At 60.4% G+C, this 22552-nt stretch carries 26 protein-coding genes; 14 read left to right on the forward strand and 12 right to left on the reverse strand.

Annotation, left to right across the window (positions count from 1 at the left end; genetic code table 11):
- Positions 1-229: 229 nt before the first annotated feature.
- Positions 230-3031: an excinuclease ABC subunit UvrB gene (gene uvrB / locus NA8A_RS05980; protein WP_009449749.1), complete on the reverse strand. Its 2802-nt coding sequence runs from the start codon at positions 3029-3031 to the stop codon at positions 230-232.
- Between the two features lie 121 nt (positions 3032-3152).
- Positions 3153-3671 carry a SixA phosphatase family protein gene (locus NA8A_RS05985; protein WP_040671883.1) on the reverse strand — a complete coding sequence of 173 codons (519 nt, stop codon included), beginning with the start codon at positions 3669-3671 and terminating at the stop codon, positions 3153-3155.
- Positions 3672-3821: 150 nt separating this feature from the next.
- On the opposite strand from NA8A_RS05985, the gene NA8A_RS05990 reads away from it, so the two are divergent.
- A complete protein-coding gene (locus NA8A_RS05990; RefSeq protein WP_009449751.1) occupies positions 3822-4394 on the forward strand; it encodes a DUF2239 family protein in 573 nt (190 codons plus the stop codon).
- A 129-nt stretch (positions 4395-4523) separates the two neighbouring features.
- On the opposite strand, the gene NA8A_RS05995 is transcribed toward NA8A_RS05990, so the two are convergent.
- Positions 4524-5114: a cytochrome b/b6 domain-containing protein gene (locus tag NA8A_RS05995; RefSeq protein ID WP_009449752.1), complete on the reverse strand. Its 591-nt coding sequence runs from the start codon at positions 5112-5114 to the stop codon at positions 4524-4526.
- Positions 5114-5401, reverse strand: a complete 288-nt coding sequence (locus NA8A_RS06000; RefSeq protein WP_009449753.1) for a PepSY domain-containing protein — start codon at positions 5399-5401, stop codon at positions 5114-5116. The genes NA8A_RS05995 and NA8A_RS06000 overlap by 1 nt, the downstream gene beginning before the upstream one ends.
- A 123-nt stretch (positions 5402-5524) precedes the next feature.
- Between NA8A_RS06000 and NA8A_RS06005 the strand changes: the two genes are divergently transcribed.
- From NA8A_RS06005 to NA8A_RS06015, 3 genes are read left to right on the forward strand one after another with little or no spacing between them, the layout of a single operon-like run.
- Positions 5525-5830: a PepSY domain-containing protein gene (locus tag NA8A_RS06005; RefSeq protein WP_040671965.1), complete on the forward strand. Its 306-nt coding sequence runs from the start codon at positions 5525-5527 to the stop codon at positions 5828-5830.
- Positions 5830-6495 (forward strand): response regulator transcription factor, encoded by a 666-nt coding sequence (locus tag NA8A_RS06010; protein ID WP_009449755.1) that lies wholly within the window; start codon positions 5830-5832, stop codon positions 6493-6495. Before NA8A_RS06005 ends, NA8A_RS06010 begins: the two co-directional genes overlap by 1 nt.
- Positions 6492-7838: a sensor histidine kinase gene (locus tag NA8A_RS06015; RefSeq protein ID WP_009449756.1), complete on the forward strand. Its 1347-nt coding sequence runs from the start codon at positions 6492-6494 to the stop codon at positions 7836-7838. Before NA8A_RS06010 ends, NA8A_RS06015 begins: the two co-directional genes overlap by 4 nt.
- Here NA8A_RS06015 and NA8A_RS06020 read toward each other — a convergent pair.
- Together NA8A_RS06020 and NA8A_RS06025 are read right to left on the reverse strand one after the other, a co-directional pair.
- Positions 7819-8370 (reverse strand): GNAT family N-acetyltransferase, encoded by a 552-nt coding sequence (locus tag NA8A_RS06020; protein WP_009449757.1) that lies wholly within the window; start codon positions 8368-8370, stop codon positions 7819-7821. The genes NA8A_RS06015 and NA8A_RS06020 overlap by 20 nt on opposite strands.
- Before the next feature lie 6 nt (positions 8371-8376).
- Positions 8377-8931, reverse strand: a complete 555-nt coding sequence (locus NA8A_RS06025) for a helix-turn-helix domain-containing protein (protein WP_009449758.1) — start codon at positions 8929-8931, stop codon at positions 8377-8379.
- Between the two features lie 121 nt (positions 8932-9052).
- On the opposite strand from NA8A_RS06025, the gene NA8A_RS06030 reads away from it, so the two are divergent.
- The gene (locus NA8A_RS06030) at positions 9053-9718 is read left to right on the forward strand and encodes a GntR family transcriptional regulator (RefSeq protein ID WP_009449759.1); all 666 of its coding nucleotides are present in this window, start codon (positions 9053-9055) and stop codon (positions 9716-9718) included.
- Between the two features lie 19 nt (positions 9719-9737).
- Here NA8A_RS06030 and NA8A_RS06035 read toward each other — a convergent pair whose 3' ends face one another.
- Positions 9738-11309, reverse strand: a complete 1572-nt coding sequence (locus NA8A_RS06035; protein WP_009449760.1) for an OpgD/OpgG family glucan biosynthesis protein — start codon at positions 11307-11309, stop codon at positions 9738-9740.
- 301 nt (positions 11310-11610) lie between these two features.
- On the opposite strand from NA8A_RS06035, the gene NA8A_RS06040 reads away from it, so the two are divergent.
- The 5 genes from NA8A_RS06040 (at position 11611) to NA8A_RS06060 (ending at position 14691) form a co-directional block, all read left to right on the forward strand.
- Positions 11611-12207, forward strand: coding sequence for a biotin transporter BioY (locus NA8A_RS06040; RefSeq protein WP_009449761.1), 597 nt, complete (start codon positions 11611-11613; stop codon positions 12205-12207).
- The gene (locus NA8A_RS06045) at positions 12204-12644 is read left to right on the forward strand and encodes a DUF1284 domain-containing protein (protein WP_040671885.1); all 441 of its coding nucleotides are present in this window, start codon (positions 12204-12206) and stop codon (positions 12642-12644) included. Before NA8A_RS06040 ends, NA8A_RS06045 begins: the two co-directional genes overlap by 4 nt.
- 144 nt (positions 12645-12788) lie before the next feature.
- Positions 12789-13001, forward strand: coding sequence for a cold-shock protein (locus tag NA8A_RS06050; protein WP_009449764.1), 213 nt, complete (start codon positions 12789-12791; stop codon positions 12999-13001).
- Between the two features lie 504 nt (positions 13002-13505).
- Complete coding sequence (locus NA8A_RS06055) at positions 13506-13721, forward strand: cold-shock protein (RefSeq protein WP_009449766.1); 216 nt, start codon at positions 13506-13508, stop codon at positions 13719-13721.
- 535 nt (positions 13722-14256) lie between these two features.
- Positions 14257-14691 (forward strand): BA14K family protein, encoded by a 435-nt coding sequence (locus tag NA8A_RS06060; RefSeq protein WP_009449767.1) that lies wholly within the window; start codon positions 14257-14259, stop codon positions 14689-14691.
- 471 nt (positions 14692-15162) lie between these two features.
- Here NA8A_RS06060 and NA8A_RS06065 read toward each other — a convergent pair whose 3' ends face one another.
- The 3 genes from NA8A_RS06065 to NA8A_RS06075 all read right to left on the reverse strand — a co-directional run bounded on the left by NA8A_RS06065 (position 15163) and on the right by NA8A_RS06075 (position 17377).
- A complete protein-coding gene (locus tag NA8A_RS06065; RefSeq protein ID WP_009449768.1) occupies positions 15163-15810 on the reverse strand; it encodes an MBL fold metallo-hydrolase in 648 nt (215 codons plus the stop codon).
- A 270-nt stretch (positions 15811-16080) separates the two neighbouring features.
- Positions 16081-16353: a hypothetical protein gene (locus tag NA8A_RS06070; RefSeq protein WP_009449769.1), complete on the reverse strand. Its 273-nt coding sequence runs from the start codon at positions 16351-16353 to the stop codon at positions 16081-16083.
- Positions 16354-16483: 130 nt separating this feature from the next.
- Positions 16484-17377, reverse strand: a complete 894-nt coding sequence (locus NA8A_RS06075) for a branched-chain amino acid aminotransferase (RefSeq protein ID WP_009449770.1) — start codon at positions 17375-17377, stop codon at positions 16484-16486.
- A gap of 259 nt (positions 17378-17636) precedes the next feature.
- Here NA8A_RS06075 and NA8A_RS06080 point away from each other — a divergent pair, with 259 nt between their 5' ends.
- The 3 genes from NA8A_RS06080 (at position 17637) to NA8A_RS06090 (ending at position 20607) form a co-directional block, all read left to right on the forward strand.
- The gene (locus tag NA8A_RS06080) at positions 17637-18143 is read left to right on the forward strand and encodes a MarR family winged helix-turn-helix transcriptional regulator (RefSeq protein WP_009449771.1); all 507 of its coding nucleotides are present in this window, start codon (positions 17637-17639) and stop codon (positions 18141-18143) included.
- Positions 18144-18203: 60 nt separating this feature from the next.
- Complete coding sequence (locus NA8A_RS06085) at positions 18204-18929, forward strand: response regulator (protein WP_009449772.1); 726 nt, start codon at positions 18204-18206, stop codon at positions 18927-18929.
- 298 nt (positions 18930-19227) lie between these two features.
- Positions 19228-20607 (forward strand): ATP-binding protein, encoded by a 1380-nt coding sequence (locus NA8A_RS06090; RefSeq protein WP_240532744.1) that lies wholly within the window; start codon positions 19228-19230, stop codon positions 20605-20607.
- Positions 20608-20616: 9 nt separating this feature from the next.
- Here NA8A_RS06090 and NA8A_RS06095 read toward each other — a convergent pair whose 3' ends face one another.
- Positions 20617-20859 carry a hypothetical protein gene (locus NA8A_RS06095; RefSeq protein WP_009449774.1) on the reverse strand — a complete coding sequence of 81 codons (243 nt, stop codon included), beginning with the start codon at positions 20857-20859 and terminating at the stop codon, positions 20617-20619.
- A gap of 137 nt (positions 20860-20996) precedes the next feature.
- Here NA8A_RS06095 and NA8A_RS06100 point away from each other — a divergent pair, with 137 nt between their 5' ends.
- Positions 20997-21491, forward strand: coding sequence for a DUF2165 family protein (locus NA8A_RS06100; protein ID WP_009449775.1), 495 nt, complete (start codon positions 20997-20999; stop codon positions 21489-21491).
- 70 nt (positions 21492-21561) lie between these two features.
- Here NA8A_RS06100 and bla read toward each other — a convergent pair whose 3' ends face one another.
- Positions 21562-22527 (reverse strand): class A beta-lactamase, encoded by a 966-nt coding sequence (gene bla / locus NA8A_RS06105; protein WP_240532745.1) that lies wholly within the window; start codon positions 22525-22527, stop codon positions 21562-21564.
- Positions 22528-22552 lie beyond the last annotated feature (25 nt).

Genomic DNA, 22552 nt, shown 5'->3' on the forward strand with positions numbered 1-22552 from the left:
CCTGACGTCTGCATAAATGCGGAAAAACAAAGAGATAGAGCGGTTCGGGATTTCCATGAAACGATGAACCACTCTAACGCATGTCTCCCGGAAGTGGGAGCCAGTTCCGGGATAAGGACATGCGTAAGATCAAGGACTTAAAGTGTAGGGCGCGAATCTGAAAGATCGCGACACACTTTGGAAAGCGACCAGCCCGACCGGCGTTTTGACAACACCTTGCGCCCTGGACCTACCGCCCCGGCCGTCCTGTCTTCGACGATCGGCGGCTGCGCTGTCGTTCATCGCCGGGATCCTCATAGGAACCTGCCCCGATCTTCCCGCGCTTCAACGGCTTTGCCTCATTATCGACCGGCTTTTTCGGGGGAGCCTTGCCGACAGGCTTTTCGGTGCGCCCGACCGTCATCTCATCGAGCGAATTCTTGCGGAAGAGCCCTTCCCCCGCTGGAACCGCATGGGCTCCGGAAGTACCCATCTCGTCCAGATCCGGCTTGTGGAACAGGGAAGCGCTGCCCGAAGCGCCGGTCGGCTTGCTGCCCTTGCGTCCCCGCGCGGCGTCGCGGCGGCTCCTCTGCGTGTTCTCCACGCCCGCATCACGCGCCAGCGGGTCGTCCATGATGGCGAGCTCGGTCTCACGCAGGCGCTTGATCTGGTCGCGCAACCGCGCGGCCTCCTCGAAGTCCAGATCGGCGGCGGCATCCCGCATCGCCTTTTCCAGATGTTCGAGATGTGCGGCGAGATTGTTGCCGACCAGATTGTTGAGGTCTTCGCCCTTCTTGCCGGCGCCGCCAATGTCGGCCCGCACGTGGTCGCGCTCGTAAACGGAATCGAGAATATCGGCGATGTTCTTCTTCACCGATGCAGGCGTGATGCCATGCTCCTCATTATAGGCGAGCTGCTTCTCACGGCGGCGGTTGGTTTCCTCCATCGCCCGGGTCATGGACCCCGTGATCTGATCCGCATAAAGCAGCACCCGGCCATCGACATTGCGTGCCGCGCGGCCGATCGTCTGCACCAGCGAGGTCTCGGAGCGCAAGAACCCTTCCTTGTCCGCGTCGAGAATCGCGACGAGCGCGCATTCAGGAATGTCGAGACCTTCGCGCAGCAGGTTGATGCCGACCAGAACGTCGAACGCGCCAAGGCGCAGGTCGCGGATGATCTCGATACGCTCCAGCGTGTCAATGTCGGAGTGCATGTAGCGCACCCGCACGCCCTGTTCGTGCAGATATTCGGTCAGGTCTTCGGCCATCCGCTTGGTCAGGACGGTGACAAGTGTGCGGTAACCGGCCTTGGCCGTCTCGCGGATTTCGCCCAGAACGTCGTCCACCTGCGTCTTGGCCGGGCGTACCTCGACCGGCGGGTCGATCAGTCCCGTGGGCCGGATGACCTGCTCGGCGAAGACGCCGCCGGCCTGCTCCATCTCCCAGCCGCCGGGCGTCGCCGAAACCGCGACGGTCGGCGGCCGCATCGCGTCCCACTCCTCGAAGCGCAGCGGCCGGTTGTCCATGCAGGACGGCAGGCGGAAACCATACTCGGCCAGTGTCGCCTTGCGGCGGAAGTCGCCCCGGTACATGCCGCCGATCTGCGGAATGGTGACATGGCTCTCGTCGACGAAGACGAGCGCGTTGTCGGGAATATATTCGAACAGTGTCGGCGGCGGCTCACCGGGCGCCCGGCCCGTCAGATAACGCGAATAGTTTTCGATGCCCGCGCAAGAACCTGTCGCCTCGAGCATTTCCAGGTCGAAGCGCGTGCGCTGCTCCAGCCGCTGCGCCTCCAGGAGACGCCCTGCCCGCTCCAGCTCGCCCAGTCGCTGCTTGAGTTCCGTATTGATGCCCTTGATCGCCTGGTTAAGCGTCGGGCGCGGAGTGACATAGTGCGAATTGGCGTAGATCTTCACCGACTTCAGGTCGTCGGTCTTCTTGCCCGTCAGCGGATCGAATTCGGTGATCGCCTCGATCTCGTCGCCGAACAGCGAGATGCGCCAGGCGCGATCCTCAAGGTGGGCAGGGAAAATCTCGATCGTATCACCGCGCACACGGAAGGAGCCGCGCACGAAATTGATGTCCTGACGCTTGTATTGCTGGGCGACGAGATCGGCGAGAAGCTGGCGCTGGTCCAGCCGGTCACCGATCTGCATCTGAAAGGTCATGGCCGTATAGGTCTCGACCGAACCGATACCGTAGATACAGGAAACGGAGGCGACAATGACCACGTCGTCGCGCTCGAGCAGGGCGCGCGTCGCCGAGTGACGCATACGGTCGATCTGCTCGTTGATCGAGCTTTCCTTCTCGATATAGGTGTCCGAGCGCGGGACATATGCCTCCGGCTGATAGTAGTCGTAATAGGAGACGAAATACTCGACCGCATTGTCGGGGAAGAAAGAGCGGAACTCGCCGTAAAGCTGGGCGGCAAGGGTCTTGTTGGGAGCGAGGATGAGCGCGGGGCGCTGCGTTTGCTCGATCACCTTGGCCATGGTGAAGGTCTTGCCCGAACCGGTGACGCCGAGCAGTACCTGCGTGCGCTCGTTCTCATTGGCGCCGGCGACAAGATCGGCGATGGCCGTCGGCTGGTCGCCGGAGGGCTGGAATTCCGTCATCATGCGCAGCGGAATGCCGCCCTCGGATTTCTCCGGACGCGATGGCCGATGCGGCGTCCAGCCGGATTTCAGATTGGGATCGCCTCCCTCGATCAGCCTGGAGAGCGCCGCGACCGTCGCCGTGACACCGGAGGAAGACAGGCCCTCAGCCTCTTCCAGCGTGACATCCAGACCCGCAACGGGCATCAAACCGGCAGCCGCACGCTCCTTGGCGGAAGCAGCGCCGCCCATGGAGGTGCCGCGCGCCGTCTTGGACGCGCTGGCGGAACGCTCGGGAATCTTCGTCTTCTTATTGCCGGCTCGCGGCGCATCCTCCGCCTCTCGCGCGATCTCATCGGCCCAGCCGGAGATCGAGCCGGTGAGCGGCGTGCCCGAAAGCGCGGGCTGCGGGGCTTCGCCGAAGCCGCCAGGTTTCTTGTCGGATGTTTTGGCCATGCAGCGAATATGGATTGGCGAGTGCCAAATGGAAAGGGGTGTCCCCGCCGGAATCCCCCGCTGGCATCGGTTCGCACGCCGCTCCTGACAGAAGGCTGTCAGGAGCCATGACATTCTTCCGTCAGGAAAAATCCTTCGGCCGCAGGAAATGGGTCAGCCGCCCCGCGCCGAAATCCAGTTCCGCCCATCCCGCTTCAATTTCGAAACGGGCTACCGCCGCCGTCGGAAACTTGTCCAGCAGCGCTTCTTTTGCATCCTCGTCCGAACCTGCCCCGCAAAGCCGCCCGGCGAACGTCTCAAGCCCGGGATTGTGGCCTACCAGAAGAATAGATTGCGCGTGCCCGCCACTCCGCCGCAGCGCCTCGACCAACGTTTCCGGCGAGGCCATGTAGAGCGCCTCTTCCGGCTTCGCCGCGGTTTCTTCTTGCTCAAGCACGGACGCAACGAGACGCCAGGTTTGCCAGGCCCGCCGCGCCGCCGAGACCATCACCTGCTCCGGCAGCCAGCCGCGCCGGGCGATCTCACGTCCCATCAAGGGTGCCGCCCTGCGACCGCGCGGGGCCAGCGGCCGGTCGAAATCATCGAGCCGCGGATCGTCCCAACTCGATTTGGCATGCCGCAAAAGGATCAGTTCTCTCACGCAAAGACTCCCAAAACCGCAGTTTTTTCCCTGCACCACAAACGCGCAGATGTCACCGCATACCGCCCATTCGGATTATTTTACCCGGGTATATTGACAGGAATATTACACCCGGGTAAAACCCATCTCCAATTGAGATGGAGCATTGCGATGAGCACCTACACAGCCTTTTGCGACAAGCAGCATCTGGCCTCCGGCCCTGCTGCCGAGGTCGCGCTTGCGGCCAAGACGAAGCTTGAGAACAGCCCTGAAGCGAGCATCCTGATGTTCGACGACGAGAGCGGCAGACAGGTCGACTTCAACGTGACAGGTTCGGCCTGGGAAGTCGCAGCCCGTCTTGCTCCGGCTCCTGAAAAGCCAGCCTCTCCCCGCTCTCCGGGCAGACCGAAACTCGGTGTCGTCGCGCGCGAAGTCACCCTCTTGCCGCGCCAATGGGAATGGCTGAACAAGCAGCCGGGAGGGGCGTCGGCCACCCTGCGCAAACTCGTTGATGCGGCACGCAATGCTGGTGCCCCGCGTGAACGTATGCGGCAGGCGCAGGCGGCCGCCGATCGCTTCATGATGGCGATGCTGGGCGACCAGCCGGGCTATGAAGAGGCCGCACGCGCGCTTTATGCGGGAGATGAAAGGGCTTTCCAGACACGCATCGCCGCCTGGCCGAAGGATCTGCGCGAACATGTGGAGCGTCTGGCCTCCCCCGCTTTCACGGCAAAGCCTGCCTAGCGCATTGGCAGTCATTCGGTGCAGTCATTTGGCCCCTTCTGACCGCAAATACTCAGGAAACGGAAAATAGCGGGGCGACAGCCCCGCCATCCCCATCTCAAGCCAGGCGGTATAGCCGCCCCGGAATGGTCATTCGGCCCGCTTGCGGCCCGTGATCATCGCCTTGACCAGGTTTTCGCGATGTTCGAGGCTGGCAAAGGCCACCCCCGCCAGATGCAGGCCGATCAGCACCAGGGTGATGTTGACCAGGGTTTCATGGGTTTCCTGAACCCATTGGACGCCCCAATAGGCATCGGTGGTCATCATGTAGCCGGTAGCGGTTATGGCCGAGAGCATTCCGATCAGCGCCAGCACCATCATCCCGCCCGCCGGGTTGTGCCCAAGGTAACGCCGGGCCCGCAGCCGCACCATGTCGGCGAGATAGCCGAGCGTGGTCGCGGGATGATAGATGAAATCGCTGAACCGGGCGTGGGTGGACCCGAAAAGCCCCCACAGAACGCGTACTGCGAGAAGACCGATGATCGTATACCCCGCGTAGATATGCACCGATTTCAGTTCATCGCCCGTTACCCAGGCGGTGATGAAGGCCGCCACCAGAAGCCAGTGAAAAAGCCGCACAAGCGGGTCCCAGACGCGCACGTCTTCAGCCGCTTCCACGGGGACGGCTGGCGCCGGCGGAGCACTGCCGCCGGCTTCAACCCCGTTACGGATGTCGCTCATCAGTCGTCATCATCCATTTCGCTGCCGATGATCTCACCGGTCGCGGGATGAACCAGGGCTTCGATGCGCTTGCCATCCTTGTCCAGCGCATAGACTTCATAGACGCCCTTCTCGATCTTGACCTGCCGTACGTCGTAGCCTTCGGTCTTGAACTTGTCGCTGATCTGGGCAATCGACATCCACTGATCCTTGGGCACATTGAGATTGGGGCTTTCGGAGGCCTGCGCCACACCCGCGCCACAGGCAATTGCCAGAACGACGGCGGAGGCGATGAGATGGGATTTCATGGTCTGTTTTCCTTGTCTGAGGGCCGGACGATCCGGACAACACGACCATGGCAGAAGCCTCCTGACGCCCCGCCGTTGATCCATGTCAGGGAATTGTCAGCTTCGCTTGCCTATGATGCTACGATGACCATCAGACAATTTGCCGCCATTCTTCCTCTCACCATCGGCCTTCTCTCGGGAGTTGCCCGCGCCGATGGCGATGATCACGAAGAGGCCCGCCGCGCGCTCGAAAGTGGCCGGGCGCTGCCGCTCGCCGAAATACTTCAGAAGCTGCGCAGGGAAATCGACGGCGAGGTGGTGGATGTCGAACTGGAGCGAGAGCACGACCGCTATATCTACGAACTCAAGGTCATGACGACCGGCGGGCGGCTTCTTGAAGTGGACGTAGACGCGTTGACAGCCCGGATTCTGAAGCTGGAGAAGGATTGATGCGTGTCTTGCTCGTCGAGGACGAGCCGAGGATCGCCGGCGATGTCGCAGCCACCCTGATGGCGGCCGGCTATGTGGTGGAGACCACTGACAATGGCGAAGACGCCTGGTTTCGCGGCGACACGGAAGATTACGATCTCGTCGTGCTCGATCTCGGACTTCCCGGCATGGACGGGCTCGCCGTTTTGAAACGGTGGCGTGCGGCGGGCCGCACGATACCCGTCCTCGTTCTGACTGCGCGCGGCACCTGGTCAGAACGCGTCGAAGGCATCGATGCGGGCGCCGACGATTATCTCCCCAAACCTTTCCGCATGGAGGAACTGCTGGCGCGCGTGCGCGCCCTGATCCGCCGCGCGAGCGGTCACGGGGCTCCGATCATCGAGGCAGGTTCCATTTCCCTCGACACGCGGCAGATGCGTGTGTCGCGCGACGGCGTTCCCCTCACCCTGTCACCCCTCGAATACCGGCTTCTGGCATATCTCATGCACCACAAGGGCCGCGTCGTTCCGCCCGGCGAATTGCTCGAGCATCTTTACGGCGATGATGAAAGCCGTGAGGCAAACGCATTGGAAGCCGTGCTCGCACGCCTGCGCAAGAAGCTCGGCGCCGAAGCGATAGAGACGCGCCGCGGCTTCGGCTACGCGATAGTGGACACGCCGGCATGAGCGGCGGCTCCCTGCGCCTCCGGCTGCTTCTGGCCGGCGCGGTTTCCGTTCTCGCGGCCCTGGCCCTTTCTGCCCTCGGATTGACGCTCCTTTTCGAACGGCATGTGGAACGACGCATCGAGGCGGAGTTGCGCACCGACCTGACCCAGGTCGTCGCCGGCCTCGACCGCAATACCGACGGAAAGATCGTCATGACCAAGCCGGCAGCCGATCCCCGTTTCGAGCAGCCGCTATCAGGTCTTTACTGGCAGGTAGAGGCTGAGGATACACGCTTGCGTTCCCGCTCCCTGTGGGACGCGGAGCTTTCCCTGCCTCAGGATGCCCCGCCCGATGGCGCAGAACACCGGCATCGCATCGCAGATGGCCCGGCGGGAGAGCCGTTGATCGTGATCGAACGCCGGATCACCCTGCCCCAAAGGCTTCGCAATGAAGCCGTCACGGTCGCGGTCGCCATCGACGCCGGCGAGATCGATCAGGCCGCCCGCGCATTCCGGACGGACCTCCTGCCCTATCTCGGCCTGCTTGCGCTTTTTCTGATCGGCGCCGCCTATGCTCAGGTGGCGGTGGGACTGTCCCCGCTCACCGCCATACGCGATCGGCTCTCCGCAATCCGCGCCGGCAAGGCAACGCGGCTGGATCGCTCCTTCCCGCGCGAAATCCAGCCGCTCGCCACCGAAATCGATGCATTGCTCGATGCCCGGGACCTTCAGATCAGGCAGGCACGAGCCCGCGCCGCCGATCTCGCGCACGGCCTCAAGACCCCGCTCCAGGTTCTGGCAGGCGATGTGGAGCGCCTGCGCGCGCGCGATGAAACCCCTCTGGCCGACGAGATAGAAACCCTTCTGGAGAGCATGCGCCGCCATGTGGACCGGGAGTTGACGCGCACGCGGATGGCAGCAGGCAATCCCGACGCGCGCTCTGACCTCGCCCGCACAGCCATGCAGGTGATGAAGGTGGCCTCGCGAACGCCAGAGGGCGGGCGGCTCGCCTGGAAACCGGCCCTGCCCGAAGGGCTGTTCGCCCGTATCGACCCCGACGATCTCGCCGAGGCGCTCGGCAATCTCATGGAAAACGCCGCGCGTCATGCGCGAACGGCGATAGCGATTACTGCCCGGCGAGAAGATGGTCGGATTTTGCTTCGCATCATCGATGACGGTCCCGGCATACCCGAGGCGAAAATCGATGACGCGCTGAAGCGCGGCGTGCGTCTTGATCGAGCCGGAGGAGCAGCTGGCCTTGGCCTTGCCATCGTACAGGACATCGCCGAAGCGTGGGATGCAAGGCTCACGCTGGAAAACACCGAGGCAGGCTTCACCGCCTGCCTCAGCCTGCCTGCGGCGTGAGATGCTTGTACATGATCGTGGTTGCATCGAGCACGCACGTATGCGCGTCGAGGCAATAGCCAGGAATGATGCCACTCGTTTCAAATCCGAGAGATGAATAAAGCGGCTCCGCCTTGTCGCCTGTGCGTGTATCAAGGGTAATCAAGGTGCGGCCGCGCCTGCGCGCCTCATCCTCAAGCGCGATCATCAGCAGACGTGCGAGGCCTCTGCGCCTGAATACCGGATCGACGAGCAGCTTGGAGGCTTCCGCCCGGTGCGACTGGTTGGGCATCGTGTCAATGACGAGCTGGACCGTGCCCGCCAGATATTCCCCGATCCATACCGAAAGAAGAATGCGCCGGCCCTCCCCCAACGAGGAAAAAACCTTTTCGCGCCAGAAATCTTCCGCCTGGGATTGCGTGAAGGGCAGTATGAAGCCGACACTCGCGCCATCCAGAACACAGGCATGCAGCAGGGCACCAAACTTTTTCAGGTGCCTGCGCGCCATATCTCCATCGAGAATTCGAATAATGGGAACACCGTCGCCGTTCATGGCTCCTCACACAATGAAGACGAGATAGCGGGCCCCCGTATCCTCAGCTGTCGAAAAAACGTTCGGGCCGCGCAATTGATAGCGTAGACAATCGCCCGCCGTGAGATCGTGACGCTCGCCCTCGATTTCCATGGAGAGCTTCCCCTCAAGAACAATCAGGTGATGCTCCAGCCCCGGCCTGGGCGGCACATCATAGGCAAGCCGAGAACCGGCGGGCAGCGTTCCTTCGATCGCCTCACCCGAAAGCGATTGAGCGGGCGGGGAAACCACGCGGCGCCGAAAGCCCGTTTCAGGATCGTCCCAGATTTTCTGGTCGCTGGCTGCCACCAGGGCAGGAAAGGTTTCCTCCGCCAGATAAAGAAGCCGCGACAGCGTTATTCCGTAGGACCCGCAGAGTTTTCCAAGCACTGCAGCCGTTGGGCTGATCTCGGCATTTTCCAATCGGGACAGAGTTGCCCGGCTGACGCCGCTTTCCGATGCCAGTCGGTCCAGCGACCAGTTGCGCTCAAGACGCATGGCGCGCAATCGGTCGGCAATGCGATGGTCAAGGTTATTTTCCATATATGGGAAAATATCTCAAATACGGAAAATCACAAGATACCGATCTGCACTCGGATTTCGCATCGGCGGAAATCCAGCATTCACCGCTCGACAGAACTCCCGCAAAAAATTATCTATAATCATGGCCGAAATCAAAGAAACCAGGGCGGCGCAGATCAGCCGCATTCTCGCCGAACGCATTGTCTCAGGCACGTTGGAGCCCGGGGCACGACTGCGCCAGGATCATATTGCCGAAGAGTTCGAAACCAGTCATGTGCCGGTGCGGGAAGCCTTTCGCCTTCTCGAGGCTCAGGGCCTTGCCGTGAACGAGCCGCGGCGCGGTGTTCGCGTGGCCGCCTTCGATCTCAATCAGGTGCGTGAAGTGGCCGAGATGCGGGCGGCGCTGGAAGTACTTGCCTTGCGCAATGCAGCCGAGCACCTGACCCCCGCCATTCTCAACGCCGCCGAGGAAGCGACGAAGGACGGTGACCGGGCACGCGATGTCGCAAGCTGGGAGGAGGCCAATCGTCGCTTTCACCGCCTGTTGGTGACACCATGCGGCATGCCCCGCCTTCTGGCAGCGATAGACGATCTTCACGCTGCGAGCGCGCGTTTTCTCTTTTCCGCATGGCGCTCCAACTGGGAAACCCGTACCGACCGCGATCACCGCGCCATACTCATGCATTTGCGGCGCGGCGAGACAGACGCGGCCTGCGCTGTGCTTGCGCGGCATGTGCGCTGGATCGGCCAGCGCCCCGTTGAAACCGCCTCCGGCAAACGCCGGGAAGCATTTCTCATCGAGGGCTGACCGCGCTGCTCACGGAATATCAGCTCTGCCGATCTTGCGGCGGAAAGAACTGATAGACCCAGGTTTCGCTGAGTGCATCGCCCTCCCGGCGCAGGAACATGCGCAGATCGACGGCCTCGCCACCGTCGGCCTTCACGTCGAAAAGCACCCGCCACTTCTTCGTACCCACCACCGGATAAGCCGCGACATTGTCGATCCTGCCGCGCTGGGCCTCGACGACGGCCTCCACACCGCTTTCGCGGTCAAGGCCGGCAAGCGACGCTCCCTCCAGATCGATGGAAAATTTCGTGACGCCCTGCGGACGGGGTTGCCCGGGAACGCCTCCAAGCCCGGTTCGCGTCGCGACCACGCGCGCTGTATCCTGATCGCGGCCCGGCGTATCTGCCACCCAGTGCAAACGATAATGCATGTCATGGCGGCTTCCCGCCAGGGCCTTACCGGTCGGCACCCAGAAGGCGCCGATATTGTCGTGAATCTCATCGTCGGTTGGAATTTCGAGAAGCTCCACAGCCCCCTCTCCCCATCCGTCCAACGGTTCGACCCACAGGCTGGCGCGCTTCTCATAGAAGACGCCGTCGTCCTGATAATTCTCGAAATCACGGTCGCGCTGCATGAGGCCGAACCCCTTGGGATCGCTGTCGGCAAATGCGTTGACGCAGACTTGCGGAGGGTTGGCAAGCGGCCGCCAGATGCGCTCGCCCGCCCCTGTCCAGATCTCCAGCCCGTCGGAATCGTGGATTTCAGGTCGCCAGTCATGTGCGGCTTCGCGATTGTTCTCGGCATACCAGAACATGGAGGTGAGCGGGGCGATGCCGAGGCGCTCCACATTCTTGCGCAGCATGATCGAGGCCCGGACGTCCTGGATCACGCCGCTCTCGCGCCGGCTCTCGATGCGATAAGCGCCAGTCACGCTTGGCCCGTCCATCAGTGCATGAATGACGATACCGCCATCGCCCGGCCGCTCCAGCCAGAACCGCGTGAAACGCGGAAATTCCTCCGGCTTGCCATTAGCCGCTGCATCAACGACCAGCCCTCTTGCGGACAGGCCGAACTGATCGAAAGGTCCCGAGGTGCGGAAATACGTGCCACCGAGAAACGCCATCCAGTCGTTCTTCTGATCCGCGTTCATGACCCGAAAGCCCGCCACGCCGGCTTTCTTCAAGCTGCGCGCGGGGTGTTCGGCGGGCATGTCGAAATAATCCTCGCTGAACTCGATGCGCCGCGCGACACCATCCTCGACCACGGAAATCTCGACCGGTTCCTTGAAATAGCGGCCCGGATGGAAAAAACGCACCGCCGGTCCCTCCGGCTCGTTGCGCCACAAGGTGCGATCCGCGCGATAGGCGATTTGATTGTGACGGTCGTAATCGATCTTTTCCAGAACATCGCTGTCGCCGATAACCGGCGGCTCGAACGGCGCAGCGGCGAGCTCTTCTGCCATCCGCTTCAACTCGTCAAAGGAAAACGGCTCCGGTTTTCCCAATCTGACGGACCCTTCCGACGCAGCTCCGGCCACCCCGGGCAACATCGAAAGAACGCCGGCAGCGAAGCCCGTTGCAAGGACGGTGCGCCGCGTCGGTGTATCGGTCATGAATGAACTCCTGAATTTCGCGCGCCCCCGCGAAACAGGCAAAAGGTAGTGCGCCCTTTCCCACTCATGCAACGTTCGAGCGCGCCGGCTCAACCGTTTCAACCATCACATTCTGCGTCCCGCGTTACAGGATTTGATGGAACCATTCTGCAACCTGAAAATGGCGCGGATGTCCCTTGCGATAGACGAATAAAGCTATTCTGCGAGGCAGGCTTGCAATCCGCCTGGCAATATGGATTCAATAATAGATGGATACATAGAATTATCTATAATTTTAATCCACCCTCCCGAAAGGAACACCATGAGCATCTCGTCAAGCCATCCGACCGCCGGCAAAAGCATCTCCCTGCTGCGCCTGGATGAACGCTCGACCGGCTTCAAGACAGGCGCGGTCATCGTCGGAACGCTCTTTCTTGCCCTGTCATCGCAGATCGAAGTACCTATGGTGCCCGTTCCCGTAACAATGCAGACTTTTGCGGTGACACTGGTCGGCGCCCTGTTCGGCGCTCGCCTGGGAGCGCTCACCGTTCTGGCCTGGCTCGGCGAAGCGATGTTGGGCCTTCCCGTTCTGGCAGGTGGCGCTGGTGGCATCGTTCACTTCACAGGCCCCACGGCGGGTTACCTGGCGGCCTTCCCGGTTATGGCCGCAATGGTCGGTTTTCTTGCCGGCCGCGGGTGGGATGCCCATCGCCCGCTCCTTGCATTTGCATCCATGCTTGCCGCCAACGCTCTATGCCTTCTGATGGGCGCCGCCTGGCTGAGCTCTCTGATCGGCGTTGAAAAAGCCATCACCTTCGGCGTCACGCCATTCTTCCTGGGCGCCATCCTGAAATCCGCGCTTGGCGCCGCCAGCCTCGTCGCACTGCACCGCGCAAGCAGCAAGGCCCGCCGGTCGTGACCGTCAGGCTGCGCGCGCACCACCTCCTATGCATGCTGACCTATGTCGGGCGAGGCTACAGCCCCGCCTTCACGCAAAACTACGACCGGATCGCGTCGCGGATCTCAAACGGAGAGGAAATCCTCATCGTTTGCGGCCCCGACGACATTTGCAGCCCTCTTCTTGCGGAGAAAGCACCGCACTGCCTGCGCAAGAACGTGGCCGAAAGGGATCGCAATGCCGCAACCGCCTTGCAGCGCGTGCTGGCGCGCCCTGTGGCACCCGGAATTCGCCTCGCCCCCGACGCCTCCCTCCTCGAGCGCATGCGAACCGCCTTCGCAAAGGGGCGAACAAGAAAGGCCTGCCTGGGATGCGAATGGAGCACTCTTTGCAGCAGCGTGGCGGATCGCAGATTTGCTGACACAGCCCTGCTTGTGCAAGAATCCATCATACGGTAGATTCCCCGCGCTCGGGTGACCACAGCCCCGGGAGGCTGGATACGTTTATTGGACGACCCCTTTCCCGACTTGGTTTCAGTTCTCGACGACCGCGAACCTGTGCATCCCGCGCAGACGCGATTATCTAAAGGGATAGGAGTTCCCATGGCCCAGACCGGCACCGTCAAATTCTTCAACACGACCAAAGGCTTCGGCTTCATCACGCCTGACGATGGCGCAAAGGACGTTTTCGTTCACATTTCCGCCGTCGAGCGTTCCGGCATGACCACGCTCAACGATGGCCAGAAGGTCTCCTTCGACGTCGAGCCCGACCGCATGGGCAAAGGCCCCAAGGCCGTCAACCTTTCGGCTATGTGATTGCTGCTCGGCGAGCTCCGGCTCGCCGATCTCTGTTTGACGAGCCCAGGCTCGTCGATTTCTGCTTGACGAGCCTGGGCTCGTTGATTTCTGCTTGACGAGCGTGGGCTCGTCTAGGCGCGGCGCGAATGCCGCCGCGCCTTCTTTCCGCGGACAGGATTTGCGGATTGTTTGATATAAGCCATTCGTCCCATTCATAAAACTTTCGCTTGCCGACCTTCAAAAAATCGGGGAAGGTCTAGTCCATTCGGGCATTTGCCGGCCCGGAGACGGGAATGGCGTGCCCTGGCAAAGCCTTGCATTTCAAGGATTTGCAGGAAGTTGCGATGAGGCCGATGAAAAAAAACATGCCGTTGCGGGCTCCTTCTGCAGCCACATGTCTCGGCTTCGTGACGCAAGCTGACTGTTTCTTCTCCCCCAGTAAACGACCGATACGCCATGGGCCTGAACCCGAAAAGAGGTGGCCCGCCGAAACCAGCATGAAGGGCGAAAGGACTCCTTCTAATGTCTCAGAGTGGTACCGTTAAATTCTTCAATCAGGCCAAGGGATACGGGTTTATCACCCCGGATGATGGCCAGAAGGATATCTTCGTTCACATTTCCGCCGTACAGGCATCCGGCCTGGCGGGACTGGAAGACGGACAGAAAGTCACGTTTGAAACCGAGCCGGACAAACGCGGCAAAGGCCCCAAGGCTGTAAATCTGGCCGTCACCGCCTGATCGGCGACGCCGCCAAGGCGGCGGCTCATTGCCGCGACACGAATGCGGCAACTTCGACTACCGGCCCCTCACTTGGGGCCGGGGCTCTTTTTCGGTCTCAAATTCCTGCACTTCAGGCCCGGTTTCCGCCCTCTTGCAGACTGTGTGGCAGGACCACCGCAAAATCTCCGCCCATTCTTCTCAAGTATTTTGCAGACCGGAAGTCCCCACCGGACGTCCGACAAGAGCCAAAAGGCCAAGCATGCTTTGAGCGCTCCAAAGAACGCACGCCCCTCCAAGCCGTTCGATCAGACCGCCCTGCGAGGCCGGCAGGACAATGCCGGAGAAGAAGCCGGAATCCGTAGCAAGGGAACCCCCGGGCACCGACCTGCGTTATATGTCACAAGAATTGCATTTCTAATACGGAACAGTTCTGACGCATACTTGCTGAATGCCGCATACCCGCCTTGTTCAGATGCCATTCAGGCAGCATCGCCTAGTTTCGGCGCCAAGGTTGCTGATCCCCCGAAGCAACCAGAGTTGAAAAGGTACAGTAATGAAGAGCTTCTTGAAGACCGGCATGCTTTCGCTGGCCGTTGCCGCCACCACCTTCGCCGCCGTTTCCACGGCAGATGCCGGCCACCGCCACCGACACAGGAACAGTGACGCTATCGCAGCGGGCGTTGTGGGTCTCGCGGCCGGCGCCATCGTGGGCGGCCTCCTGGCTTCGCCACCCCGCAGCGAGCGAGTCTATATCGACCCGCCTTATCGCCCGGCTCAGCCAGACTATTATGCCGTGCCCAGCCGCACCTATTACCCCGCACCTGCACGGACATACTACCCTTCCCGCCCCGCCTATTATGGTGGCGGCATGGAACCATGGACGGGTGAGTGGTACCGCTACTGCTCGTCGCGCTACCGCAGCTTCGATGCGCGGACAGGCACGTTCATGGGCTATGACGGTCGCCGTCATTTCTGCCAGCCCCGCTGAGCTCAAAAATTCGACGATACAAGAAATGAAGGCCGGGCATGCCCGGCCTTTTCTTTATGAAATGGAATTTCTGGGCCTTTCCGAAAAATCCGGGAGGATGATTTTCCAGAAATGATTATAGAAAATTTTATAATATTAATTCTAAAAATATATTTATTATAAAATAAATTCAAAAATTTATTCCTGAATATGGAAGTATATTACAAGAAAGACAGAACTTCATCAACGTAAAACAGACGGGCCGGATCTAAAATTCCGCCGATTCCCGCCGCCTACCGACAAAGCTGTCAGAATTGAAGGTCGATTTTTTCTGCAATGATTGACCGCAATCCGGTCGGTTGAGCAATCGACCGGCGAGAAGCTCCCCTCCAAAGGTGGGGAACAAAAATGGCCTCATCCGGACGTCGAATAGCTTGCCCGCAGCCGAAGCGCAGAAGGCACCGCCGCTACAGCCCTCGTCCCTGACGACCTTCAGTCTTCCAGAAGGAAGGGGTTCGTGCGCCGCTCATCCCCGAAGCGCCCGCCGGGACCATGCCCACAAATGAAGCCGACTTCATCGCCGAGCGGCAGCAGCTTTTCCTTGATGGAGCGGATCAATGCGGCATGATCCCCACCCGGCAGATCGGTGCGCCCGACGGAGCCATGAAACAGCACGTCGCCCACATGCGCGAACTTCTGATCGCGGTTAAAGAAGACCACATGCCCCGGCGCATGCCCCGGGCAATGGAACACCTCGAACACATGCTCACCGAATGAGACAGCGTCCCCTTCCTTCAGGAAACGGTCGGGAACGGCGTTGCGGACCGGGTCATTGAGCCCGAACTTCTTCGCCTGGTTTTCAAGATTGGCAAGCAAGGGCGCATCGGCCTCGTGCGGCCCGACAATCTCCACGCCGAGAGCATCCTTAAGATCCATCGCGCCACCCGCATGGTCGATATGACCATGCGTGATCCAGATCGCCTCAATGGAAATATCGTTTTCCTTCAACACCGCCAGAATGCGATCAACGTCCCCGCCAGGATCAACCACCACACCCCGCTTTTCGGTCTCATCGAACAGGATGGTACAATTCTGCTGAAACGGGGTGACCGGCACGATGCCGGCGCGCAAAGCACCCATGAATGCCTCCTGGCTATATTGTGCGGACAAGAATGGCTGCCGCTATCTCCATAGGCGGCGCCGGGATGACATTCCGCCAGTGCTCTTCAAGCCCTAAAGCATTTTGTAGCCAGGTGAAATCACCAGCTCCCCGCATAAACACGAAAAGACAAGAAGGCCTTTGCATACGGTGTCACCAAAACCCCGGACCCAATCGGTTCCACGGCAGGCAGTTCGCACAAATGCAAACGGGCGGCCATTGGCCGCCCGTTGCGAACTGTACAAAAGGTGCTACTTCTTCATCGCACCGAGAACAGCGCCGACGACAGCCGTAAGCACGCCGCCACCGGCGACACCACCGATTGCATCGCCGAGAATGCCGCTCAACGCGCCGGCATCGCCCCCCATGCTGGAGAGCAAAGCGCCACCGCCGACACCACCGATGATGCCGCTCAGGATCTTTGCACCATGCCCCATGGCAGCTTTCTTGACGACGGTCCCGATGGCTTCACCACCGATTACGCCCGCCACTGCCTGAACAATAATGGGAAGAAGCGCTTCCATATCTATTTCCCTCACTCAAAGACCGACTTCATGGCCGGCGCACCCATGAAAGCGCGAATCCGGCCAGAGTCAATTAAGACACAGTTAATAGTCTAACCTTGAGGAAGGACAACCACAGGTTTTCCCAGGATTACTGGGCAGCTACCCGCAAGCCGGGGCGCACCTCATTGGCGTAATCGTTCATCAGCAGTCGCGAGATTTCGCCCACTTCAAACTTATAGGGCCCGATTTCCGAAACCGGCGTGACTTCAGCCGCGGTCCCCGAAAGGAAGCACTGCTCGAAGCCTTCCAGCTCTTCCGGCATGATGGCCCGCTCCACCACTTCGATACCACGGCGCTGCGCGAGCTCGATGACCGTGCGGCGGGTAATACCGTCAAGGAAGCAGTCCGGCGTCGGCGTGTGCAGCACGCCATCCTTCACGAAGAAGATGTTCGCACCGGTCGCCTCGGCGACCTGGCCGCGCCAGTCGAGCATCATCGCGTCCGCATAGCCCTTTGCCTCGGCGGCATGCTTGGAGAGCGTACAGATCATGTAGAGGCCGGCCGCCTTCGACTTCGAGGGGGCCGTACGCGGGTCGGGACGACGATATTCGGCCAGATCGAGACGGATGCCCTTCAGGCGCTGCTCCGGATCGAAATAACTCGGCCACTGCCAGATCGCGATGGCCAGGTTGATACGGTTGTTCTGGGCCGAAACGCCCATCATCTCACTGCCGCGAAAGGCAATCGGACGCACATAGGCATCGGAAAAGCCCTGCTTCGCCAGAAGCTCGCGGCATGCAGTGTTGATTTCCTCGACCGACCAGGGAATGCGGAAGCCGAGAATACGAGCCGATTCGTGCAGGCGCTCCGTATGTTCGTTGAGCTTGAAAATCTCACCGCCATAAGCCCGCTCGCCCTCGAACACGGCGCTCGCATAATGCAGGCCATGCGTGAGTACGTGAATCTTAGCGTCCGCCCATTTGACGAATTCGCCATTGAGCCAGATAAAGCCCTCGAGCTTATCAAAAGGAACCGCTGCCATGTTACCTCTCTTGCCGCCCCCGTTCCTCCGGCGGGCGGACTGGAATTGAAATGCCGTCCGAGGGGACGGCGCCTTCAAGTGCTTAAGACTATCCGCGAAGGCACAAATTTTGAAGGAAGTTCCGTAAAAAGCCCTTCAGAAAATGTTTTTGTTCGCGCTAAGCCGAAAACATTGTCAAAAATTATCAATACGCCGAAAATATGTCAACAAGACTGACATAAATTTCGCATCAGGTTCCAAAACGCATTATAAGAGCCCAATGAGCAACACCGACGATACGCCGATCCGAACCCCGCTGACGCTGGAAGACGGCGTGGATTTTGCCATCATCGAGCATCTGTTTTTCGCTTATCGCGACTTTACAGCCGATCCGGATGCAATCCTGGAGCGCTATGGTTTTGGCCGCGCCCATCACCGCGTCCTTCATTTCGTCAACCGCCGGCCGGGCCTCACCGTGGCTGAGCTGCTGGATGTGCTCAGGATCACCAAGCAGAGCCTTGCCCGCGTCCTGAAGCAGCTTGTCGACAGCGGCTACATCGTCCAGCTTCAGGGCCCGCGCGACCGCCGGCAGCGCGAGCTCTACCCCACACGCAAGGGCCGCGACCTTGCCCGCGATCTCTCCCTGCCACAGTCCCGCCGCATCCATGCGGCACTGCAGGAAGCTCAACTGAAGGACAGCGCCCTGATCGAGCGCTTCCTGCGTGCGATGGTCAATCCCGAGCTGCGCGCGCAGATGGACAAGCTCCCCAATGGACGTCCCGACTGACAAGGCGTTATCATCGGTTGGCGCGGCGGGGGGAAGTGTAGATGTGTGGAGGCGCAAGTCATGAGTGATACCGGCAAGGACATCAAGGAAGCGACCGTCCCGGGCGACGATGCTCCGCACCTGCTGGTGGTCGATGACGACACGCGCATCCGCAGTCTTCTGAACCGTTTCCTGCGTGAAAACGGCTTCCGCGTCACGATTGCCGGAACGGCGGCCGAAGCACGCCGCAAGCTCGACGGGCTGGAGTTCGACCTGGCCATTCTCGATGTAATGATGCCCGGCGAGGACGGTGTGAGCCTCACGCGCGCCCTGCGCAAGGACAAGAAGAACATGCCCATTCTCATGCTGACAGCGCTTTCAGAAACCGAAAGCCGCGTCGTCGGGCTTGAGGCGGGCGCCGACGATTATCTGCCCAAACCTTTCGACCCGCGCGAACTCGTGCTGCGCGTCAACAACATCTTGCGCCGCAGCGTTCCCCAGGGAACCCCCAAGGTCGAGCAGGTCGTGTTTGGCCCCTACTCCTTCCAGATCGCCAAGCGCGAGCTCAAGCATACAGGTAAGCTCGTCAAACTGACCGACCGCGAGCGGGAGATCATGGTCATTTTTGCCGAGCGGGCAGGAGAAACTGTGCCCCGTCACGAACTGGTGGGCGAGGAATCCGATGTCGGGGAACGCACCATCGACGTGCAGATCAACCGCCTGCGCCGCAAGATCGAGCGCGACCCCTCCAACCCGGTCTATCTGCAGACAGTCCGCGGCATCGGCTACCGCCTGAGCGTCGAGTAGCATCTCGCACGCCATCGCACAGCTCCGTATTGAGAGCCACCTCGCAAATGCAAATGACTTGCTGGAAAGGTGCCACGTCTTCCTTGAACTGGACGGACACTTTAGCCCCCTGTACGTCCTTCAGGGCGCGCACAGGACGATCTATCTTTTTGTTTTCCCGCATTTATGCGCACGTCGGGTGATTCCACCTGACAGCAAAATGCTCTAGGATTGCCCATGAAGTCATTGGCGGAAGCTCGCCAGCGGGCATGGGATGACGGGCGGAAAAGCGCAGTTGCAGATCGGTTCTGAAGAGAGGATGACGCCCTTCACGCGCACCAAATACATTTTTGCAGCGGTGCGCCGGCAATGGCGTCGATTTTGGCGCATTGTTTCCCGCTATATGCCCAAGCGGCTTTACGCACGCTCGCTCATCATCGTCATCGCGCCAATGCTGCTTCTGCAATCGGTCATCGCCTTCGTGTTCATGGAGCGTCACTGGCAGACGGTCACCCAGCGTCTCAGCCAGGCCGTCACCCGCGATATCGCGGCAATCATCGACATGATCGAAACATTTCCCGATAGCGACGGCTACGCGCAGGTGATCCGCATCGCCCAGGAGCGACTGGCTCTCAAAATCGACCTCCTGCCGCCCGATCCCCTGCCCGCACCCGGACCGAAACCCTTCTTCTCGATTCTCGACCAGACGCTGGGCGAAGAGATCACCCGCCAGATCAACCGCCCCTTCTGGCTGGACACGGTCGGAAACTCGAACATTGTGGAAATCCGCATTCAGCTCGAGAACAAGGTTTTGCGGGTCTTTGCGCGCCGCAGCCAGGCCTATGCCTCAAATACCCATATCTTCCTGCTTTGGATGGTCGGCACGTCACTGGTGCTCATCGCCATATCGGTCGCCTTCCTGCGCAACCAGATTCGCCCCATCCTGCAACTCGCCGAAGCCGCCGACAGTTTCGGCAAGGGCCGCCCGACACCGAGCGACTTTCATCCCAGAGGTGCTGAAGAGGTGCGCCGCGCCGGCAGCGCGTTCATGCTGATGCGCGAGCGGATCGAACGGCAGATCGAACAGCGCACTGCAATGCTGACCGGAGTCAGCCACGACCTGCGCACCATCCTGACCCGATTCAAACTCCAACTGGCCCTTGCTCACAGCAAGGAGGATATCGAGGCACTCGATCAGGATATCGAGGACATGCGCTCCATGCTCGAAGGGTACCTTGCCTTTGCGCGCGGAGAAGCGGCAGAAGATCCCGGCGAATTCGATCTGACAGCCTTCTTTCATCGCGCCGCCGAGGAGGCCGCGCTGCGTGAAAACATCTTGTCCACCAGGATCAGCGGCCCTTCTGTTCTTCACGTGCGGCCCAATGCCTTCGGGCGGCTGTTGTCCAATGTGATCGGCAATGCGTTCCGCTATGCGACCCATGTGGAGGTCAACGCCCGCAATGCCGGCGGCACGCTGACCGTGACCGTGGATGACGATGGCCCCGGCATTCCCGAAGACAAGCGCGAGGATGTTTTCAAGCCTTTCGTGCGACTGGACGAGGCCCGCAATCAGGATGAAAGCGGCACGGGACTTGGCCTGTCCATCGCCCGCGACATTGCCCGCAGCCATGGCGGCGACGTGATGCTCGAAGAAAGCCCGCTGGGCGGCCTGCGCGCCATCATTCGCGTTCCCTCCTGACCCGGCGAGTCAACGCGATGCGGGGCGTGGCGGATGATCGAGTTCGAGTATCAGTTCGGCGTTGCCATCGCCGGAAACCACAAACCGGCGCGCCCGGATGATGAAGGTCGCACTCTCGCCATCTCCGACGAGTTCAACGAAATCGCCCTTTGCAGTCCCCTCGCCCAATGACAGCCGTTCAAGCCGGGCAAGAAGCCCGGCTGCCTCTGCCTTGCGGCGTGCCGTGGCGGTCAGTTCGATTTTGGTCTTCAAGAGCCTTCCTCCAGGTTGCCGGTAAAGGGCAGCGTAGCGATTTCTGACACTCCCAAAATCCATTAGCCTTTCGTAGCAGTACTGAGTCGCAATCCGGATACCAGATTTACCCGGGCTCACTGAGGAGGAAACAGGCAATGACCTCACGCTACGCAAAAATCATCATGACCTTGGCCCTTGCGGCCTTTGCTTTCATGGTGACATTCAACAACATCACCGATTACGGCTCCAATTTCGAGTTCGTCAAACACGTGTTCAGCATGGACACGACCTTTCCCGGTAACAAGGCGATGTATCGCGCCATTGGCACGCCAGCCCTGTGGCATGCGGGCTATTGGCTGATCATCGCGGGCGAAGGATTGACATTCGTGCTGCTCCTGATCGGCGGGCTCAAAATGCTCGGAGCCCGAACCGCAAGCGCTGCGGAATTCCAGGCGGCCAAGAACATGACGATTGCGGGCGCCGCTCTTGGTTTCCTGGTCTGGTTCCTCGGCTTCATGGTGATTGGCGGCGAATGGTTCCTGATGTGGCAGTCGGATACCTGGAACGGTCAGGACGCCGCCTTCAAGTTCTACATGGCCATCCTTGGCGTGCTGATCTTCGTCAACCAGCGTGACGACGAGATCGCCTGAGATCGGAACGCCTGCAAATTATAGCGCCCGTGCGGATACAATGATCCGCGCGGGCTCTCAACAAAACCTGTCAATCAGCCTTCAAGCGCCCACTGAGGAAGCGCCCGATCTCAGCGATCGCCGCATCTCTGTCTTCCATTGACCGGCGCGTCTCCGTGACAAATATGGTTGCAATGATCGGTTTGCGCTTGGGCGGCCACATGATCGCGGTGATGCCACGCGTTGCGTGCCCTCCCGCCCCTGTCCTGTCACCAACCTTCCAGTCTTTGGGAACTCCCGCCCGCAGCAGGGATCCGCTGACACGATTATCGACAAGCCAATCAATAAACTGACTGCGGGACGCTGGTGACAGGACATTCCCCAGCGCAGCGGCCTTAAGGCTCTCCAAGAACGCATCGGGTGACGTCGTATCGCGCGGATCGCCCGGCGTCCCCTCCGTAAGGTCGGGTTCCTTTCGATCAAGCCGAGAAACGTCATCGCCAATCGAGCGCATGAAATCAGTCCAGCCCCGCGGGCCGCCAAGCGCATCGATCAACAGGTTTGCAGCGGTATTGTCGCTCATCGTGGAGGCGGCAGCACACAATTCACGGAGCGTCATTCCACGCCCGCCAACATGTTTTTCGGTAACCGGCGACCAAGTGACCAGATCTTCCTTCTGAAAGACGATCCGCCGCGAAAGGTCTTCCTTGCCAGCATCTGCCCGCGCCAGGATCGCCGCACAGGCAAACGCCTTGAAGGTGCTGTTCATCGGAAAGCGTTCGGCGGACCGGTAGGACCATTTCTGCCCGGTCTGCACATCCTCGATTGCCACGCCAAGTCGCCCGCCGAGCCAGGCTTCAACCTCTATGAATTTCCTATCAAAAGCCTCCGTCATCCCGGATGAAGCGAAACTTGGCCGGTTCAAAAACACGGAGGCTGTGACGATCGAGGCACCACAAGAAGAAAAGAAAGAGCGTCGTGAAATATCAGATTGAAACAGATTCAACTTAAAAACCTCATAAACAAAAACAAAACGGCACCGGCAAGAAACCAGCACCGAAAGCAACTTCTAAAAACTACTT

Source organism: Nitratireductor indicus C115 (genome assembly GCF_000300515.1).
Classification (GTDB): domain Bacteria; phylum Pseudomonadota; class Alphaproteobacteria; order Rhizobiales; family Rhizobiaceae; genus Nitratireductor; species Nitratireductor indicus.